Below are 18,399 nucleotides of genomic sequence, written 5' to 3'. Positions count from 1 at the left end.
CTTTCGCGGCACGAGGCCGCTCCTACACAACCAAAGCGACTTGCCCAAAACCATAGAATCTCCCACGGTGCCTAGTACTCAGCGCGGCAGTGCATGGGTGATCTCCCACAAAATCAAGAGCTACCAAGTACCTGTAGGAACACGCTACGGCATACGCCGCATGAACAACGTCACCTGCCCTACCTCCACCCCCAGCTTGCGCATGCTCGACCGGTTGATAAGCGTGTCTTGATCGACCAGGTACATCCAATCATCCAGGTCTATCGCCCAATGCCGGCCATCCACCACCAGGTCCAACTGGTATGCCCAGCGCAGCGCATTGCCGGCAAGCTCGCCACGCGCCTCGCCGATCACGTCGCCGGCCGTCCCGCGCCAGCGCTTGGGCCCGTCCGGGGTCAGCGTCCAGGTGCGCTGCTGGCGGGTGCCGTCGCTGTAGACAAACTGCTCATCAAGGATCAACCGCTCGCCTTCACGGCGGCTGTCGATGCGCACATGGAAGCGCTTGACCACCTCGCCCGAGCGCTTCTGCACCATGCCCCACGCCTGCACCGGTTGCGAGAAGAACGCCGCCAGGTCCAGCGTCGGCTGCTCGGCGGCGTAGCGCTCCACCCCCACGTTGCCGCAACTGCCCAGCAACAGGCAGCCGATAATCAGCAAAGCCTTGTACATGTTCAACCTCCTGAGTTGTCTGCACCCAGCCCGAGCAAGCGCTGGCGCAGTTGGGGATCACGGGCTCGCGGGTCGAGCCAGATCGCGAAAAAGGCACGGGCAAAGGCGGCGTCCGCCACTTCGTGGCGCAGCACACCGTCGACATAGAAGCGGCAGCCCTGGCCCGGCAGGTAGAGCCCGGTCACCCGCATGCCCGCTTGCACATCGACGAACGCGGCGCGCATCGCCTGCGCCCAGCGCTGTTCGGTAGCCGCCGGCAGCGGCGTTTCGGCCAGGCGGCGCATTTCCTCAAGGCTGGCCTTCACCAGCGTGTCGCGGGAAAGCGCTCGGTGATAGATGAGCTCCAGCGCGAACGGCTGCTTCCAGCCCTGCACCGCATTGGCGCTCCACAAGCGCGCGGTGTACAGGCGCATGCCGAACCAGGTGAATTCGCCGGCCCCGACCTGCCGCGCACCTGGCAACGCCGGCTGCCACTGCGCCATGGCGGGTGATAGGTGAGCCAGCAGCATGATCAGGCTGAACACGGCGATGAGAGAGGTGCGCTTGACCATGGCTGAGTACCGAAACACCGTGAATGTTGTACAAGTATATTTGCATGTACAGATTTTGCGGGGCAGCCGTCGGAAACTATCTGCATCCAGTGTCCGACCGCGCTCTATCTAGCGGATGCAAAGGTCGCTAGCATGCTGCGCCCTTCTACCGCCAAGGAAAGCCAGCCGTATGCGCCCGCCCCGCCTCTACCTGCTCGCCCTGCTTGCCGCTACTGCCTCGTCAGCATTTGCCAGCGACTACGCCGCTATCGAACGCCAATGCCGCGAAGAGATGGGGCAGTTGAATAACAGCGTGGTGATGGGTTGCGCCGAGCAGGCGTCGGATGCAGTCAGAAAAGACATGAACCGGGTGTATCAGAAGACCTACCTGGCGCTGCGCAAACTGGGCGAAGAAGATGCAGCCGGCTTCGAAGCCGCGCAGAAAGCCTGGCTGCAATACCGCGAGGCTTGGTGTGACAGCCAGTCGCGGTCCATTGGTACGCCGTACTTCAGCATCTGCCGGATGAACCTGAACATTGCGCGGGTGGCGGAGCTGGAGGCGTTCTACGGGCAGGTGCCGGGGCAATAAGACCTCGTTACTGCAGGCCGGCTCAGGCCACCGGCACCTTTACTGCTGCTGGAAAGCCATGTTTGCTCGCCGCCCATGCAACCAACAGTGTCGTGACCAGTAGAACCAGCAGTACTGCGGGGAACGCGGTAACGCCAAACCCACCCACCCCGCCGATCAGGCCGCCACCGGCAATCGCCAGGTTCCAGGCAGTGACCAGCATTGACTGCGCCACATCTGCCGCCTGGCGTGCCGCGTTGGCCATAGCGGTCTGAAAAAGGGTTGCCGCCCCGCCAAAGGCCAAACCCCAGCTCGCCACCGCCACATACACCATCACCGGCATGTGCGCCGCTTCGCCGAGCAATACCGCCGCCAGGCCGAACAACACCGTGCTGCCGAGCGTCAAGGTACGCAGGTAACGGTCGACCCACGTGCCAATGATCCAGATCCCCAACACGGAAGTGACGCCGAATACCAGCAGCATCAAACCTGTGTGTTCGGCCATGCCGGCAGCGGCAAGGAATGGAGCGATGTAGGTGTACAGAATGTTGTGCGCAAGCACGAAGGCCAGCACCACCAACAACACCGGGCGCACACCCGCCAGGGTGAATACCTGCCTGAGCGGCATCCGCTTGTTTGCAGCATGGCCGGCGAAGTCCGGCACCTTGATACGCACCCAGAGCATTAGCACAAGCGCCAGCAGGCTCATGGTTGCAAAGCACGCCCGCCAACCTATTGCGTTGCCCAGAAATGTACCCGCCGGCACGCCAAGGGCTAGCGCCAATGGCGTGCCCACCATAGCAATCGCGATTGCCTTGCCCTTTTGCGCCTCAGGCACCATGCGCGCCGCATAGCCGGCGAGCAGCGCCCACAGCAAGCCAGCCGATACGCCCGCAACGAAACGCGCAGCCATGGTCAATACAAAGCTATTGGACAGTGTGGTAACGGTATTGGCGACCATGAACCCGGCGATAGCCGCCAGCAGCAAAGGCCGCCGGCGCAGGCCTTGGGTAACCGTTGTCAACGGGATGGCCGCGAGCAGCGAGCCCAGCGCATAAACCGTCACCAATTGCCCGGCCATGGCTTCGGACACCCCAAGGCTGGCACTGATCTGAGGCAGCAGCCCGGCCGGCAGTGCCTCGGTCAGGATGGTCACGAAACCGGCCAGCGCCAAGGCTAGCAATGACGACAAAGGTAGCGGTGTACGGGGTGTTTCGAGAGCAAACGTTGAAGGGGTACTGGCCATGCGCTTTGCCTTCTCAGGTGCCGACGTGACGCGCAATTGGCGCGAGCCGGCACGGGGTGAATGGAGGCATGGATGATGTGAGCGTTCTGGATGCAGGACAATAATGCTAGTGTTCGCAACATATCGGACAAATATTCTTTAATGGCAGGGTCATGGAATCACTTGGCGGCTTGCAGTTTTTTGTCCAGGCGGCGGATACCCGCAGTTTTTCTGAAGCTGGGCGCGCGCTTGGGGTGTCTTCGTCGGCGGTGGGTAAAAGCGTATCCAGGCTTGAAGATCGCCTGGGCGTACGCCTGTTTCACCGCAGTACCCGCAGCATTACCTTGACCGCCGAGGGCGCGCTGTTTCTGGAGCGCTGCCGGCGCATCCTGATCGAGGTGGAGGCCGCGGAGCTGGAGTTGTCCGAAACCCAGCAAGCGCCGAAAGGTCGGCTGCGGGTCAGCCTGCCATTGGTGCAAACGCTGGTGATGCCGGCGCTGACGGCGTTCATGCAGCGCTACCCCGCTATCGACCTGGACGTGGACTTCTCGGACCGGCTGGTTGATGTCATCGAGGAAGGCTTCGATGTGGTGATGCGTACCGGTGAGCAAACCGATTCGCGGCTGATGTCACGTTCGCTTGGCAGTTTCCGGCTACAACTTGTCGCATCGCCCGCCTACCTTGCCAGCAGCGGCCCGCTCAAGGTTCCCGCTGACCTGGCGCAGCACAGTTGCCTGCAACACAAGTTCCCCACGTCCGGCAAGCTTGAGCCCTGGCCGCTTCGCGGCCGCGCAGGCGAGCCCGACGTGCTGATACCTGCCTCAATGACGTGCAACACATCGTCAGCGCTGCTGGAGGTTGCCATAGCAGGCCTTGGCGTGGCGTGCCTGCCGGACTTCATGGTCAAGCACGCCATGGCCCGGGATGAGCTGGTGCCTGTGCTGGAGAACTACACCGAGCATCAAGGGACCTTCCGCTTACTGTGGCCATCGAGCAAACACCTGGCGCCGAAACTGCGCGTGTTCATCGACTTTATGGTCGAAACGGTTTTCGCCCAACGGCACCTTTAGAGCCAACGCCTGACTTGGCTGCAGTACTGCGTGAAATCCGCTCCGAACAGGCCGCCCAGGGCTCGCTCTTCAGGCCCGATCTGAAAGCGGTTCATGTAGACCACGAAGCCCAGCACCCCCAGCAACCCTGGCGGCCAGGCGAGATAGATCGACCAGGCCGTCAGGGCTGTCGCAAAGCCCAGGTACATGGGGTTGCGTGTGTATCGGTAGACGCCCGAGCGGACCAGCGCCGAGGCGGTTTTCGGCTTTAGTGGGTTGACCGTGGTATGTGCGCGACGGAACGACATCAGCCCCGCCAGGCAAATTGCTGCGCCCGCGAATAACACCACCAGCGAGAGGCCAGTCCGCCACTCTACAGCCAGATCCAAGGTACCCGGCAGGGAGCTCGCAGCGAGCCAGATCAGCAGGCCGAACAAGGTAGCGACCAGCGGCGGAGGGATGCGGTTGTCCATGGTCAATTCCCTTTAGCGATGAACGTTGAGGAACTGTGAGGGCTGTAGCCACTTCAGGGTCAAGCTGTTTGAAGCGAAGGGTGCCCCCCCCAAAACTCGGCGTGTGAGATCACCCAGCCCTTCCGTGCTGCACTGCCGCGCAGAGAACTGCGCAACGTGGGAGCGGGCTTGCCCCGCGATGCGATGTTGGCAGTGCTATCGCTATCGCGGGGCAAGCCCGCTCCCACGTTTCGATGTAAATCAGTCAGTTAGCGTTTGTTCTATGAGAGCGGCCTGGTGAGTTTTTGGGCGCTGGCCCAGGCCCGGCCCACGCCGGCCACAAGCCGTTTTCACCGCCCCCAAGTCACGGCGTGTCACGAAAACTACAACGATTCGTCCTGTTTAAGCTGCTCAGAAGCGCTGTATGGCATATCCTTGCGCCACGCAAACAACTTCGAAGCAGTGAATTGAACGATGGGTTTTGAACAACTAGCTGAGCTACGTGACCGCCTGCGGGCTGAAAAAGACCAGGCAAAGGCCGTTAGCCCGCAGCCTCCCAAGCGCAAACCCGCGCCGCAGGCCAAGCCCCGTGAGCAAGATCCGGCGGTCGCTGCAATCTGGCCTTTGCAGAAGCATTTCCCCCTGGCGTTCCCGGTCAACCCGGCGCCCAAGGTACCGCTCAAAGAAGGCATTTTCAAAGATGCCGAGCAACACCTCGAACTGCTCGGCATCACCCGCGAGCAGCTCAAACTGGGCATCTCGACCTGGTGCCGCGGCAGCCGTTACTGGGCAAGCATGGTAGAAGACGCGCCGCGTCTGGACCTTAACGGCCAACCCGTTGGCAGCGTCACTGCGGCACAAGCGCTGCACGCCAAGCAACAGGCCTCGCGCCAGCGCAGTCAAGACCGCCGCAATCGCGCCAAAGCCAAGGCAAGTGTTGCCGCGCCGGCCGCCGATGCTGCTGCGCAACCCGCTTGCGACTAATACAGTCGCGCAGCTAAAAGCCCGAACGATGGCGCTGGGCGCACCGCCCGGCCCCATCGCGGCGCCTGCACAACCTCTCCATGGATGAACCCATAAGGCCTAGCGCTGCCTGAATTTCAAGGATGCAGCCCCATGAAAGTCGCCCGAATCGCCGCCCTACGCCCTCTGCTGCCCGTCGAGGCCCTCGCCACTGCGATGGGTAAGAAATGGGCAGCCCCGGACGGCTACGGCTGTGTACCAGGCACGCACCGACAGGGGTTCAGCGCGCAGGTCGATGTCACCGGCAAGCTCGGCAAAGTCAGCTTCAACAGAAACCTTGCGCCAACGGTCATGATCGAAGGGTTGCACATCGGCATGTCGCTGGCCGCTGCCATGGCGGCACGCCCAACCCTGCGCCCGTTACCCCACCACCCCGAACTCGGCGAGTGGTCCGAATACGCCGACCAGACGAGCGAAGGCTTTGACCTGCTGGTGCGAATAATCGACCAGCACATCGGCGCCCTGCAGCTCAGCCAACCGGATGCCGTCTACCCAGAGCCGGAAAAGCTGCTGGCGGACCCTCACCTGAACACTGCTTACGACTTGCTACGCGCATCGCAGTGCCTACAGCCCAAAAGTGCTTGCGGCGTACAGTGGCCGGGCGGCTGGAGCCTGGGCTTGCCGCCAGGCATCAGCCAGCAGCAATGGCCGTTGAGCAAGCACTACGGTTACCCCCTGCGCCACGCCTTTACGCTGAAAATACCCGTGCAGTACCGCGTTCAAGGCGAGGAATACGTGGCGCTGAGCATGTTCGTCGATGACCAGTTCGAAGAGCTGTCCAGCAGCGCGGCAGTCGAGGCGTTCTTCGCCAGCGACTTGTCGGACGAGCCTGTACGCGACCCCGCCTTGCTGCCGTTCTGGGAGCATCGCCGCGCCCGCCACCCCATGCGCTTCGACATGGTCGATATCCTCGGCACGCAGTACGCCGCCATATGGCTGACCGAGGCGCAGTTCAATGGCGATATCTGCCAGCCACCGGCACTGGCAGATAACCCTTTGCTCGGCCCGCCGCCGGGTTGGCTGCAACAGAGCTACGCCCAGTACTTGGGCTACGACAAGGTGCGCAACCCAGGCGCCCCTGCGTTTGACTGGTTGCCCGGTGATGGCCCGGCAGCAGGAATTGACAGCGCCTTTGCCATCAGCGCACAGCTGCGCGAAGGTGACCCGAATGTCGGCAAGCCGCCGCGTGAATGGGAAGACGACTGCAAGGACAGCGGCTACATACCCGCCTTCACCGAGCAAGGCAATGCGCTTGGCCTGTCACAGTTCGACGGCCGCAATCACCTGGGCGGCACCATGTTCCCGATACAAAGCTACCCGCAGTTCAGCCCCTTCTACCTTGAGTTCGAGGAGCATTTTGGCGGGTTCAATTTTGGCAGCGGCAACGCGCAACTTGATCTGCTGAAGATGGAGCTGGATTGGGCCTGCGGCTGATAAGAGGCCGCTATCGAGGTTGCCGAACCGGGTCTGCTGACGCGCCAATGCTTGCCAGAAACGCCTCGGCATCGTGGTTCGAGCGCAGGTGGATTACCCGGCAGCCCCGCGGCGCCTGTTCCGCAAGTTGCTTCATTTTTGCCCGTGCCGAGGTTCTGGTACGCCACATGAAGCCGTAGAACTCCGGCAGCCTACTCAGCCGATCCGGGCAATCGCTCGGCAAGTCCGGCCGCGAACGGCCACGGTTCAGCGCGGTCCTGAGCAAGACACGCCAGAACCGCAGCGGCGCCGAACGGTCGATCCATATCAACGTATCAGCCCGGGCCAGGCGGTTATCCCAGGTCGTTGAATGCCCGCCTTCGAAAATCCAGCGCTCGCGGGCTTCGACTTCATGGCAAAGCCGCGTCTTTTCATCCGGGCTACGCTCGACCCAACCCGGTTGCCAATGAATGGTGTCGATATGCACCACCGGCAAGCCCGTGCGCTCGCCCAACTGGCGTGCCAAGGTGCTTTTTCCAGAGCCAGGCTGACCCACAATCATCACCCGTTGCATTGATGCTCCCTCTAGCCATGCGTACTGATTTTGGGGGGCGCGATTGTACGGGAGGGATTGCTTGCGTCAACCAGCACGCTATGACTCGCTTGCGACCTGCGTGCCAAGCCATTGGGCAAACACCTGAACGGGCCACCGCTGCAGGCTCTGCTTGCGCGCAACCAGGTAGTAGGCAAAGCGTGACGGCCATGGGCGATCCACAGCCACCACCAACCTGCCGCTGCGCAGGTCATCTTCAGCGTGTTGCGCCTGGACCAGCGCGATGCCTTGGCCATCGGCCGCCGCACGCAACAACAGCATATCTTCGTCAAAGCTCGGCCCCCGACGGCTTCGACTGTCGGGCTGAACACCATGGGCCTGCAACCACAGCGTCCAGTCGGCACGCTCGGCATCTTGCAACAACGGGTACTCAAGGCAGCCCTGCGGGGCCTGCAGCGCCGGCCCTTCTGCGAGCAAGCGAGGGCTGATAACCGGCAGCAGCACCGGCGCCAGCAGCCTCGTCGACTCAAGGCCTGGGTACTCACCCAGGCCATGACGCAGCGCGATATCCACCTGGCTGCGGTGCAGGTCGACAAGCTCGGCCGTTGCCTGCACCTGCACCTCGATCTCGGGGTACAGGGCTTTGAACGCCGCCAGCCGGGGCACCAGCCAACTGGCGGCGAATGAGGGTTGGGTGGTGATGGTCAGGGCGGCGGCGCGCGTCAGCGCATCAAGGTCGAGTAGCGCGCTTTCGATCTGCCCAAAACCACGCGACAAGCCCGGGTACAGCACCTCCCCGGCCTCGGTGAGCTGCACACCATAGCGGTTGCGGGTCAACAGGATCACGCCCAGGCGCTCCTCCAACAGGCGTATCTGCTGGCTGACGGCGCCGGCAGTCACGCCCATGCGCTCGGCGGCGGCTTTAAGGCTGCCCAGCCGAGCAGTTTCACAGAAGGCCCGCAGTGCGAGCAATGGCAGTACTGCACCCATAACGCTACCAACCTTAGAAAAACTAAACCTAGCGCCTGAAAGGATCGTTAGTCAGGCCCTTATATGGCCAATAGCATAGCGGGAGCTTGTACAACACTGGTTTAGTTTTTTTGAGGTGACCGATGCACGACCCCACACTTGTCCTTTATACCGACAGCTCCCCCAATGGCTTCAAGATCACCATTGCACTTGAGGAAATGGGACTCCCCTACCGCCTCGTCCATGTAAACATCGACCATGGTGACCACCACCACGCAGACTTTCTCGCGCTCAACCCAGCGGGCCGGATACCGGTTCTGGTGGACCAGAGCGCCAATATCGTGCTCTTCGAATCAGCGGCGATCCTGTTGTACCTGGCGCAGCTCAGCGGCCAGTTGCTTGAACAAGCCCCGCAGGCTCGTTGGGAGGCGATTACCTGGCTGATGTATCACAGCGCCAGCATGGGCCCGCTGCTTGGCCAGCGCGTGCACTTCGACTGCTTCGAAACCCAGCCTGACCCTTCGGCGCAACAGCGTTACCGCAACCTGACCGAACACGCTTTCGGCATTCTCGACCAGCGGCTTGCCGGCCGCTCCTGGCTGGCCGCCGACACCTACTCCATTGCAGATATCGCAAGCTTCGCCTGGTTGCATATCGCAGCGTTGGTGGGCTTTGACTTCAGTGGCCATGCCCACCTCTCCCGCTGGTTCAGGCAAGTTGAACAGCGCCCCGCGGTGCAGCGCGGCATTCGTCTGCCTGCCCCCGCCACCGGCCCCTGAGCCCCACCCCCAAGGAATGGACATGACCTCTTTCAATACCAAAGGCGCCAACGCCGATGCCTTCGCCCAGCATCCGGGCTATCGACGCATGTTCGGCCAAGGTCAGTTGACCTTGGGCTTGTTCATGCCGCTGCGCTTCTATGACGGTGACATGGGCGTGCTGGCCAGGCAGGCTGAACTGGTCGGCAAGATCGATCAGTTGGGCTTCGCGGCGGCCTGGGTGCGTGATGTGCCGCTGTACGACCCTGCGTTCGGGGATGCAGGCCAGGTGTTCGACCCCTTTACCTACCTGGCGTACCTGGCCGCCCATACCCAACGGATCAGCCTCGCCACCGGCAGCGCGATCTTCGCCCTGCGCCATCCGATAGACCTGGCAAAAGCCGCTACCACGCTCGACTGCCTTTCTGGTGGGCGCCTGGTGCTGGGCATTGCCTCGGGTGATCGCCCTGTCGAGTTTCCAGCCTATGGCCTGGACCACGGCAGCCGTGGCGAGCGTTTTGCGCAAAGCGTGGATTACTTCCGCCAGTTGCTGGCCGCGCGACCGGCGCCGATCAGCTCGCCGCTGGGCCAACTTGAGGGCGCCGAGCTGTTGCCCAAGCCCGTTGCCGGCGGCGTACCGCTACTGGTGACCGGCTCGTCTCGCCAGTCCTTGCAGTGGCTGGGCGAGCAGGCCGATGGCTGGATTACCTACCCCGATGCGACCCACAACAGCCTCGGCCCCCGGCGCCTGGCCGAAAAAATCCAGGCGTGGCGCGCCAACATCCCCGCAGAAGGCTTCCGGCCCCATGTCACCAATGAATGGATCGACCTGGATGAAAATCCGAACTTCCCGCGTACCCCCCTGCAGGGCGGCTACGTATTACGCACTGGCCGAAACGGCCTGATCGACTTGCTGAACGAGTGGCGCTCGGCGGGCGTCAACCACGCGGCGCTGGGTATCCAGATGGCGCAACGTGCACCGATGGAGATCATTCAAGAACTCGCTGATGAGGTGTTACCGCTGTTTCCGTCGCTGGCAGGGCCAGAGCCGCATGCGCAAGCCTGGTAGAGGACGCGGCAAGGCATGCGTTGGCAGCGTGCCGAGGGGGTTGGCCTGCGTTGATGGCAGCCAGCCCCGCCGTACGACTCAAGGGCCAAACCGGGCAAGCCATCGGGCTCTAGGTGCACATTTCTATCGATGCCATCGATGATTACTATCGAACGGCTCGCCTGTCGGGCCGGCAAAACCGGCCTCTATAATCGCCGTCAACTTTCCTCCCCCGCTTCTTGCGCCTGCTTCAGGCGACAGTCCCTCCTTGGAACCCAGTACCATGCCAAGCGCCAGCCAGGCCACACACGGCCGTCCCCAACATGATCAACAGAGCGTCAGCCAGCAGTGGCTGGCGATTCTTTCGGTCGCCGTGGGCGCCTTCGCCCTCGTTACCAGCGAATTTCTGCCCGTGGGCGTACTCAACGACGTCGCCCGCGACCTTGGCATCAGTGCCGGGCATGCCGGGCTGATGGTCACCTTGCCCGGCATCATGGCCGCCCTCGCCGCCCCGCTGCTGTCGGTCGGCATCGGTGCGATGGACCGGCGCTACCTGCTGATCGGCCTGACGCTGATCATGATCATCGCCAACGCGACCGTGGCCTATGCCAGCGACTTCAACCTGCTGTTGCTCGGGCGGGTATTGCTGGGCGTCAGCATTGGCGGTTTCTGGGCCACTGCCATCGCCCTCAGCGGCCGCCTTGCGCCCAACGGCGTAGGGGTGGCACAGGCTACCTCGATCATCATGGTCGGCGTGACCCTGGCCACCGTGCTCGGTGTGCCGGTCGGCACCTGGCTGAGTGGCCTGATGGGCTGGCGCATGACCTTCCTGGTCACAGCCCTGGTGGGCATCCCAGTGTTGCTGGCGCAGATCTTCCTGTTGCCGCGGCTGACCCCGGACAAGGCCATCCGCGTCAGTGACCTGCCCGCGCTGTTCATCAACCCGCAAGCTCGCGTCGGGCTGATTGCAGTGTTGCTGATCGGCCTTGCGCACTTTGCCGCGTATACCTACGTGGCGCCGTTCTTCAAGCAGAGCGCAGGCTTTGACGGGCCGACCATCGGCTCGCTGTTACTGCTGTACGGCGTTGCCGGGGTGATCGGCAATATCTTCGCAGGCTTCGCCGCCAACCGCAGCGTGCGCCATACCTTGATGCTGGTGGCGCTGATGATCGGCATCAGCACCGCGCTGTTCCCCTACTACGCAACCAGCATGACCGGCGCGGCGATGCTGATCGCCTTGTGGGGCTTTGCCTTTGGCGCTTTCCCGGCCTGCGCAAGCATCTGGATGTTCATCGTCGCGCCCAAGGATGTCGAGCGCGGCATGCCGCTGTTCGTGGCGCTGTTCCAGGTGATTATCGCGCTGGGCTCGTTCTTCGGCGGGCAGATCGTCGACCAGATGGGCAGCGCGGTACTGCTGAGCCTGGCCACGGCCTTGGTCGGCTGCGGCTTTGCCACGGTGCTGGTACTGGGCCGCAAGGTCACCAACAGCCTTGCCGCCCAGCCCTGCTAAACAAGCCTGCGCAGGCGCAGACACGCCAGCAGCGCCATCAGCAGCACCGCGCCGCCGCCGCCCAGCGTCAGGCTGAAGGCCGCCCGCACACCCGCATGATCGACCAGTTGACCGGATAGCGCTGCACCCAGCGCTACGCCGACATTCAGCCCCGCCAGCAGCCAGGTCATGCCCTCGGTGACTTGCTGCTCAGGGACCAAGCGCTCGATCACGGTCATCGCCACGATCATGGTCGGTGCAAAGAACACCCCGGCGATCAGCACTGCGCTGGCCAGCGTTGGAATACTGCCCACCAGCATCAGCGGCAAGGTGGTCAAGGCAGTGGCCACGCTGCCCCAGAGCAATTGCTGGGGCAAAGGGGCCTTGAGCACCAGTGCCCCGAACAGCAGGCCCGAGGCACAAGAACCCACCGCGTAAGCCGACAGCACCAGGCTGGCAGCAGCCGGGCGGCCAAGCTGCTCGGCGAACGCTACGCTGGTGATGTCTACGGTACCGACGATCACCCCCATCGCAACCATCAGCAGCGCCAGCAGCCTGACGTTGGCAAGGCCGATCACCGAGGCTGGGCGCGCACTGGCGGCTTGCCGAGGCTCGACAGCAGGCTCGGTGCTGCGCTGGACCAGCAAGGCGCAAACACCGATTAGCAACAACACGGCAGCACCCAGCACCGCCGCCTGCGCCAACACCGCCACCGCCAGCCCGACGGCCAGCGGCGGCCCGACGATAAAGGTCAGCTCATCCAGGACCGTCTCCAGTGAATAGGCGGTCTGCAGGCACGGCTGGCCGCGATAGAGCACCGTCCAGCGCGCTCGCACCATGGCTGACACGCTGGGCATGAACCCAGCCAGCACGGCGCCAATGAACAGGCCCCAGGCAGGCCCCTTGCACCAGGAAACTGCCGCCAGCAGCAGCAAGCCAAGCGCGCTGATGGCCGTGGCTACTGGCAGCACGCGGCGCTGGCCATATAGATCGACCAGGCGCGACAGCTGCGGCGACAGCAGCGCGTAGGTGAGCACGAATGTGGCCGCCACCCTGCCTGCCAGGCTATAGCTGCCCTGCAACTGCGACAGCATGGTGATGATGCCGATGCCGGTCATCGGCAACGCCAGCCTGGCAACCAGGCCAGCCAGGCAAAAGGCTTTGCTGCCGGGTGCGCGAAACAGCGCGCGATAAGGGGTGGCCATCTGAATCTCCTGAACTGCCAGCTTGCAAGGACGTTGCGCTGAGATGGAAAATACATACGCTGCGTATGAATGCCAGCGTATATTCATACGCCCCGTATGTAAATCGCCAAGTTGCCAGTCCAAGGAGTGAGCCAATGGCTCGTCGCACCCGTGCAGAGATGCAAGAAACCCGAGCCGCTTTGCTCGCCACCGCCCGCAAGGTGTTCAGCGAACGCGGGTATGCAGAAACCTCGATGGACGACCTGACAGCCCAGGCCGGCCTGACCCGTGGTGCGCTGTATCACCACTTTGGTGACAAGAAGGGCCTGCTGGCCGCCGTGGTCGAGCAGATCGATGCCGAGATGGATGCACGCTTGCAGGCTATTTCAGACACCGCTGCCAGCGCCTGGGAAGGCTTTGTCACGCGCTGCCGAGCCTATCTTGAGATGGCGCTGGAGACGGATATCCAACGGTTGGTTCTACGGGATGCCAAGGCCGTACTGGGCGGTGTGACGCCTGAGGCGCAGCGCCAGTGTGTGGAGTCGCTGCGGCGGTTGCTTGAGCAACTGATGGCCCAGGGCGTGGTTGCCCAGGCCGATCCAGAGGCCTTGGCGGCGCTGGTTTATGGCAGTTTGTCCGAGGCTGCGGTATGGATTGCCGACGGCGAGCATGGGGCGGCGCGGCTTGAGCAGGCGATTGCTGCGTTGGGGTTGCTGCTGCGGGGGTTGCGCGAGCATTGAAGCCCGTTTTGTGCAGGTCTGTTAAGGCCTCATCGCGGGGCAAGCCCGCTCCCACGGTTCCATTAAAATCAGTTAGTTAGCGTTTGTTCTATGAGAGCTGGCGATAGCCTGCGATGAGGTCTGAACAGGCCAGCGCGGCACCAAGGTATCTCCCACACCTGTTTTCTGGCTTTATGCGAACGGGTTGGTTTTAACTCCCCATCACCTCCCCCACCAACCATTGCCCCGCCACCCCCAACGGGCTGCGCCGCGACCAGGCCACGTCAATATCGACGCTACGCGGATAACCCCGCACGTTCAGCTCCACCAGCCCCTGCCCAAACCGTGCCACCAGTTCACGAGGCAGCACCGCCCAGCCAAAACCGCGGGCGGCGAACTCCATCAACGTCAGGTAATCCGGCGCCGACCAGGCCTGGCTACTGGACGGCGCTGCGCCGCCGACGTAGGTGCGAATGAACAGCTGCCGCTGCGCCTCAAGCTCACGGCGTGTGGCCTGCCCAGTTGCGGCCAGCGGATGGCTGGCGCTCACGTACACGGCAAATTGCGCCTGCACCGCCAGGCGCTCGGCCGCGACATCAGCGGGGTAGCTCTTTTGCGCCACCAGGATGCCCAGGTGCACCTGGCCGGTCTGGATCAGGTCGATCACATCAGCGTCTTCCGAGGGCCCGCAGCGCAGCTCGGTGTCCGGGAATCTATCGGCAAACCGCGCGGCCACGTCACCGAAGAACACCAAACTGTAGATATCGGTCATCACCACCGACAACAGCGGCTCGACCTGCGCGGTCAGGCGCATGGCCAGGGCATCCAGGCGCTCGCTGGCGGCGAGGATCTCATCGACCCGCGCCAGTACCAGCCGCCCAGCCTCGTTGAGCACGGGGTGGCGGCCGCCGCGGTCGAACAACTGAAGGCCGATATCGGCCTCCAGGTTGGCAATCGCGATACTGATCGTCGACTGGCTCTTGTTCAGCTTGCGTGCCGCAGCTGAAAACGAGCCCAGACAGGCGGCTTGGGTGAAGGCAACGAGGGATTCGGGAGAGTACCGCATATGTATTGATAAAACCGATGGCTGCTATGTGCTCAGTATCGATTCAATCAACGACCATGTGAAGCATCGTTTGGATGGCCTCAGGTGCAATCATGAAACACAAAGCAATGTCGTTGTTTGAGCGGCTGGTACACGCCACCGGCTACGAGATCGGTGCCGTGGTGATGTCGGCGCCAATCATGGCCTGGATATTCGACAAGCCGATGCAAACCACTGGCGCCCTGGCGCTGGTGATTTCGCTGGTGGCAATGGCCTGGAACATGCTCTACAACGCACTTGTCGACCGTTTTATCGACAGCGAGCGAAACACCTGGACCTGGCGCGCAAGGCTGCTGCATGGGCTGGGTTTCGAGGGCGGCATCATCGCCCTGTGCCTGCCGCTGGCGATGTGGATGCTGGATATATCGGCGGTGCAGGCATTCATGCTGGAAGCGGGTTTCTTCGTATTTATTCTGCCGTACACGGTGCTCTACAACTGGGGCTTCGACAAGGCCCGCTACCAGCTGCAACGGCGCAGGCTAGGGCCTGAGGGGGCTCAAAACTGCCCCAGCCAGTACGCCACATCCACCTCGTCGATCTGCTCGGGGTGCAGAAACCGCTCGGCATAGTGGCGATAGACGCCACTGCTGAGGAACAGCCGCAGCAACTCGCCGTCGATGTGCCGGTCGCGGGCCATGAAGGCCATGATCTTCACCGACTCCGACAAGGTTTTTGGTGCCTTGTACGGGCGATCAGCTGCGGTCAGGGCCTCGAAGATATCGGCAATCGCCATTACCCGTTCAGGGATGCTCAACGCCTCTTCACCCAAGCGCCTGGGGTAGCCGCTGCCGTCCATCTTCTCGTGGTGGTTGCCAGCAATTGACGGCACTCGCCGCAGTTGGCGAGGGAACGGCAGCGAGCTGAGCATGATGATGGTTTGCACGATGTGTTCGTTGATCTTGAACCGCTCTTCGTCAGTGAGTGTGCCGCGCCGAATCGACAGGTTGTGCAGCTCGCCGGCATCGCTGGCATAAGCCGGCAGGCGCATGTCGAACCCCCATATATTGCGCGGGTCGTCCGCCGCAACCGGCGGCTTGCGCGAGCCCCACGGCACGCGGTGTTCGGGGCGGTCGGCCAATAGCAGCTCGGTAGCAGGCAATGGCATCACCGCCAGCTCGGCCAGGCGCGCCTGCTCGTCACGGGAAAGCCCCAGGCGATCATCGAAATGGCGCAGCCAGCAGCGCTGGCCGATCTGCTGCAGGCGCTCGATATCCGCCTGCTCCATGAACTCGCCGCCAATATTGGCATTGGCGACAAAGGCAAAGTCGGCCTGCAATTGGGCTTGGCAGCGCTGCAACGTGGTTTGCAAGGCGGCCTGATCGGCGCCGCCCGCCACGCCCTGCCAGTAGGCGATCTGCGCATCGCGGCCGAGCACCTCGAAGCGCATGCGCACTTCGTGGATGCGGTTGTAGAGGGTTTCGAGCTTGGTGGCCTTGTCCACCACATACTCGGGGCTGGTGACCTTGCCGCAGTCATGCAGCCAGGCGGCGACATGGAATTCGTAGCGCTCGGCCTCAGTCATGGCAAAGCCTGCGTAGGGGCCACTGTCGGCCTGCACTGCCTGGTCCAACAGCATCTGCGCCAGTTGTGGCACGCGTTCGCAGTGCCCACCCGTGTAGGGGCTCTTGGCGTCGATGGCATCGGCCAGCAGCTTGATCAGGGCGTCCAGCAGGCGCTGCTGGGCTTCGGCCAGTTGCCGGGTTTCGATGGCCACGGCGGCTGCACCGGACAGCTCTTCGACAAAGCGTCGGAACGGCTCACCCACCGCCGCGCCGTTTTCCAGTTGCAGAATCAGGATGCCGAGCAAGGCCTGGTCACGGTCGTTGAGCACCACAGCAAGGCTGCGCCCTTGCAGCCCCAGCGCCTCGCTGACCAACGCCGGCAGATCGTGTTGCGCGCCTTGGCAAACGGCAAGTTCGCTGGGGTAGCCATCGCCATGGCAGGCGGCGGCCAGGCGCAACTGGGCGTGATCGTCATCGAGCAGATAAACCGCGCCCGCACTCACCTCGGCAGCCGTCACCAAATGCCCGAGCACGCCGTCGAGCATGCGTTCCAGATGGCTCTCGCGGCTCAGCGTGAGGGTGATGGCCTGGAAGCTGCCAATGGTTGCAGACATGCGCCCGAGCGCCTGGCTAAGTTCCCCGACCTCACTGACCCGCGATACCACCCCAACCTGGCGCGCAAAATCGAACCCGGCAACGCCCCGCACCTGGTCGGCCAATTGCCGCAGCGGCCGGCCTATGCGCTGGCCAAGCAGGCCACCGAGCATCAATAGCACGGCGATCAGCGCCGCAATCCACAGCAACTGGTCCAGCAGCACCTTGCGCGCCTCGGCCAGCAGTTCGTGCGCAGGCACCGCAATCAGCACCTGCAGGTCCTGCCCGGCCAGGTTCAATGGCACGCGCATGCCGTACCAGTGCTGGCCGTTCACTTCAAAGGGCCGTGGCCGGGAGCCTTGGGGTGGGTTGGCGTACAACTGCGCAAGGCTGGGAATACCCAGCGCACTGATATTTGCCAGCCGCACCGCGCGGCCGTCACGCACGATCACCCGCTCAAGTTCCGGGTAGGCCACCACACTGCCCTGCCCGTCCACCACCGCGATTTCAGTGCCAGGGGTGATGCGCAGGTCACGGCTTTCGCTGGCCAGGTCGTTGACCGAGACATCCATGCCGATCACCGAGGCACCATCGGCGCTACGCTGGGCCATGGTCAGGCCGATTTCACCGGTGGTGAAGAACACATAGGGTCGGGTCAGCACCGTGCCGGCTTGCGCATTGGCCTGGCTGAACCAGGGCCGGGTGCGTGGGTCGTAGCGGTAGTCGGGCTTGAGCAGAGTGGCAAGCAGGTTCAGTGCACGGTCGTAGAAGCGCCACTCGCCCAGTATCGAGCCGTCGGCGCCATGACTTACGCTTTGCACCAGAAAGACGGTGCCGGCAGGCGCTGCGAAACGTTCGAGCAGTTGCGGGTCGCGCAGACGCCGCACCAGCATGAAATCGCCACTGGGGTAACCCAGGTAGGCGGCGCTGAGCATGCGGTTGGCATTAAGGGTTTCGACCAGTTGCGGCAAGCGTTGCAGGCGCTGTTGCAGGTCGCTGGCCGGCGGGTTGAACGCCAGCAGGCGAATGCTGCTCTGGGCCGGCTCGAGCAGGCGCCTGGCGCGTTCCTCGATGGTTTTGCCGACCTGCTGGGCGCCATCGCCTGCTGCGGTGACCAAGGTCTGGCGCAGCCCGCGATAGCCCTGCCAGGCCAGCACGCTGCCGAGCAGCAGCATGCCCAGCACAATGGCCAGTGCCACCACCAGTTGCAGTGATATGCCACGTTTCATTGCCGGATGCTCACGGCAGCATCGACTGCTAAAAGGTCCATCGACACGCAGCCCATCCCAGGTACTCCATGTGTGGCGGTTTGAACAGTGTAATCAGCCTGGGAGAACCTGCAGCGCGGCTGGCCACATAGTGGCCCCGCGCGGGTGAAAGCTTTAGCGTTGCTGGGTTAAAGCGTGGTCCCTGCGCCGCCCTCATCGCAGGCTTCGCCAGCTCCCACAGAGGCCATGTGGTTGGACCCAATCCTGTGGGGAATGATAGAGAGTTGTGGCGAGCGGGCTTGTCCCGCGTTGGGCTGCTCAGCAGCCCTTTGGGTTTTCAG

The 18,399-nt window shown here is 63.1% G+C and carries 17 protein-coding genes and 1 pseudogene; 9 read left to right on the top strand and 9 right to left on the bottom strand.

From position 1 onward, the window contains the following. Positions 1–144 precede the first annotated feature (144 nt). Both HU719_RS22200 and HU719_RS22195 read right to left on the bottom strand, forming a co-directional pair. Entirely contained in the window at positions 145–669 is a 525-nt protein-coding gene (locus HU719_RS22200) for a DUF3833 domain-containing protein (protein WP_186520702.1), read from the bottom strand. A gap of 2 nt (positions 670–671) precedes the next feature. After that, positions 672–1,220 carry a chalcone isomerase family protein gene (locus HU719_RS22195; protein WP_186536570.1) on the bottom strand — a complete coding sequence of 183 codons (549 nt, stop codon included), beginning with the start codon at positions 1,218–1,220 and terminating at the stop codon, positions 672–674. A gap of 169 nt (positions 1,221–1,389) precedes the next feature. On the opposite strand from HU719_RS22195, the gene HU719_RS22190 reads away from it, so the two are divergent. After that, positions 1,390–1,788, top strand: a complete 399-nt coding sequence (locus tag HU719_RS22190) for a lysozyme inhibitor LprI family protein (RefSeq protein WP_202883368.1) — start codon at positions 1,390–1,392, stop codon at positions 1,786–1,788. Positions 1,789–1,810: 22 nt separating this feature from the next. Here HU719_RS22190 and HU719_RS22185 read toward each other — a convergent pair whose 3' ends face one another. Beyond that, positions 1,811–3,013: an MFS transporter gene (locus HU719_RS22185; RefSeq protein WP_186536569.1), complete on the bottom strand. Its 1,203-nt coding sequence runs from the start codon at positions 3,011–3,013 to the stop codon at positions 1,811–1,813. A 152-nt stretch (positions 3,014–3,165) separates the two neighbouring features. Between HU719_RS22185 and HU719_RS22180 the strand changes: the two genes are divergently transcribed. Next, positions 3,166–4,062 carry a LysR family transcriptional regulator gene (locus HU719_RS22180; protein WP_186536568.1) on the top strand — a complete coding sequence of 299 codons (897 nt, stop codon included), beginning with the start codon at positions 3,166–3,168 and terminating at the stop codon, positions 4,060–4,062. Here the strand turns inward: HU719_RS22180 and HU719_RS22175 are convergent. Next, entirely contained in the window at positions 4,059–4,514 is a 456-nt protein-coding gene (locus HU719_RS22175; RefSeq protein ID WP_186536567.1) for a methyltransferase family protein, read from the bottom strand. The genes HU719_RS22180 and HU719_RS22175 overlap by 4 nt on opposite strands. 453 nt (positions 4,515–4,967) lie before the next feature. On the opposite strand from HU719_RS22175, the gene HU719_RS22170 reads away from it, so the two are divergent. Both HU719_RS22170 and HU719_RS22165 read left to right on the top strand, forming a co-directional pair. Then, on the top strand, positions 4,968–5,477 hold the full coding sequence (locus HU719_RS22170) for a ProQ/FinO family protein (RefSeq protein ID WP_186522955.1): 510 nt from the start codon (positions 4,968–4,970) through the stop codon (positions 5,475–5,477). A 132-nt stretch (positions 5,478–5,609) separates the two neighbouring features. After that, positions 5,610–6,950 (top strand): DUF7256 domain-containing protein, encoded by a 1,341-nt coding sequence (locus HU719_RS22165; RefSeq protein WP_186537348.1) that lies wholly within the window; start codon positions 5,610–5,612, stop codon positions 6,948–6,950. 10 nt (positions 6,951–6,960) lie between these two features. Here the strand turns inward: HU719_RS22165 and HU719_RS22160 are convergent, their stop codons facing one another. Both HU719_RS22160 and HU719_RS22155 read right to left on the bottom strand, forming a co-directional pair. Then, the gene (locus HU719_RS22160) at positions 6,961–7,503 is read right to left on the bottom strand and encodes an AAA family ATPase (RefSeq protein WP_186537347.1); all 543 of its coding nucleotides are present in this window, start codon (positions 7,501–7,503) and stop codon (positions 6,961–6,963) included. A gap of 78 nt (positions 7,504–7,581) precedes the next feature. Next, positions 7,582–8,472: a LysR substrate-binding domain-containing protein gene (locus HU719_RS22155; RefSeq protein ID WP_186537346.1), complete on the bottom strand. Its 891-nt coding sequence runs from the start codon at positions 8,470–8,472 to the stop codon at positions 7,582–7,584. A gap of 122 nt (positions 8,473–8,594) precedes the next feature. Between HU719_RS22155 and HU719_RS22150 the strand changes: the two genes are divergently transcribed. The 3 genes from HU719_RS22150 to HU719_RS22140 all read left to right on the top strand — a co-directional run bounded on the left by HU719_RS22150 (position 8,595) and on the right by HU719_RS22140 (position 11,767). Further along, positions 8,595–9,230 (top strand): glutathione S-transferase family protein, encoded by a 636-nt coding sequence (locus tag HU719_RS22150; protein ID WP_186537345.1) that lies wholly within the window; start codon positions 8,595–8,597, stop codon positions 9,228–9,230. 22 nt (positions 9,231–9,252) lie between these two features. Beyond that, on the top strand, positions 9,253–10,278 hold the full coding sequence (locus HU719_RS22145) for an LLM class oxidoreductase (RefSeq protein ID WP_202883371.1): 1,026 nt from the start codon (positions 9,253–9,255) through the stop codon (positions 10,276–10,278). Between the two features lie 262 nt (positions 10,279–10,540). Next, the gene (locus HU719_RS22140; protein WP_186537343.1) at positions 10,541–11,767 is read left to right on the top strand and encodes an MFS transporter; all 1,227 of its coding nucleotides are present in this window, start codon (positions 10,541–10,543) and stop codon (positions 11,765–11,767) included. Here HU719_RS22140 and HU719_RS22135 read toward each other — a convergent pair. Beyond that, entirely contained in the window at positions 11,764–12,951 is a 1,188-nt protein-coding gene (locus HU719_RS22135) for an MFS transporter (protein WP_186537342.1), read from the bottom strand. The genes HU719_RS22140 and HU719_RS22135 overlap by 4 nt on opposite strands. A gap of 134 nt (positions 12,952–13,085) precedes the next feature. On the opposite strand from HU719_RS22135, the gene HU719_RS22130 reads away from it, so the two are divergent. Continuing rightward, positions 13,086–13,670 carry a TetR/AcrR family transcriptional regulator gene (locus HU719_RS22130; protein ID WP_186537341.1) on the top strand — a complete coding sequence of 195 codons (585 nt, stop codon included), beginning with the start codon at positions 13,086–13,088 and terminating at the stop codon, positions 13,668–13,670. 190 nt (positions 13,671–13,860) lie between these two features. Here HU719_RS22130 and HU719_RS22125 read toward each other — a convergent pair whose 3' ends face one another. Beyond that, positions 13,861–14,715, bottom strand: a complete 855-nt coding sequence (locus HU719_RS22125) for a LysR family transcriptional regulator (protein ID WP_186537340.1) — start codon at positions 14,713–14,715, stop codon at positions 13,861–13,863. A 92-nt stretch (positions 14,716–14,807) separates the two neighbouring features. On the opposite strand from HU719_RS22125, the pseudogene HU719_RS22120 reads away from it, so the two are divergent. Next, positions 14,808–15,236, top strand: a pseudogene (locus HU719_RS22120) (multidrug/biocide efflux PACE transporter); the annotation flags it as partial. Positions 15,237–15,250: 14 nt separating this feature from the next. Here the strand turns inward: HU719_RS22120 and HU719_RS22115 are convergent. Further along, positions 15,251–18,079, bottom strand: coding sequence for an HD domain-containing phosphohydrolase (locus HU719_RS22115; RefSeq protein ID WP_186537338.1), 2,829 nt, complete (start codon positions 18,077–18,079; stop codon positions 15,251–15,253). Positions 18,080–18,399: the final 320 nt, after the last annotated feature.

The organism is Pseudomonas farsensis (assembly GCF_014268805.2).
GTDB lineage: Bacteria > Pseudomonadota > Gammaproteobacteria > Pseudomonadales > Pseudomonadaceae > Aquipseudomonas > Aquipseudomonas farsensis.
Note: the sequence above shows the minus strand (reverse complement) of the source record. Positions and strands in the feature narration are given on the sequence as shown.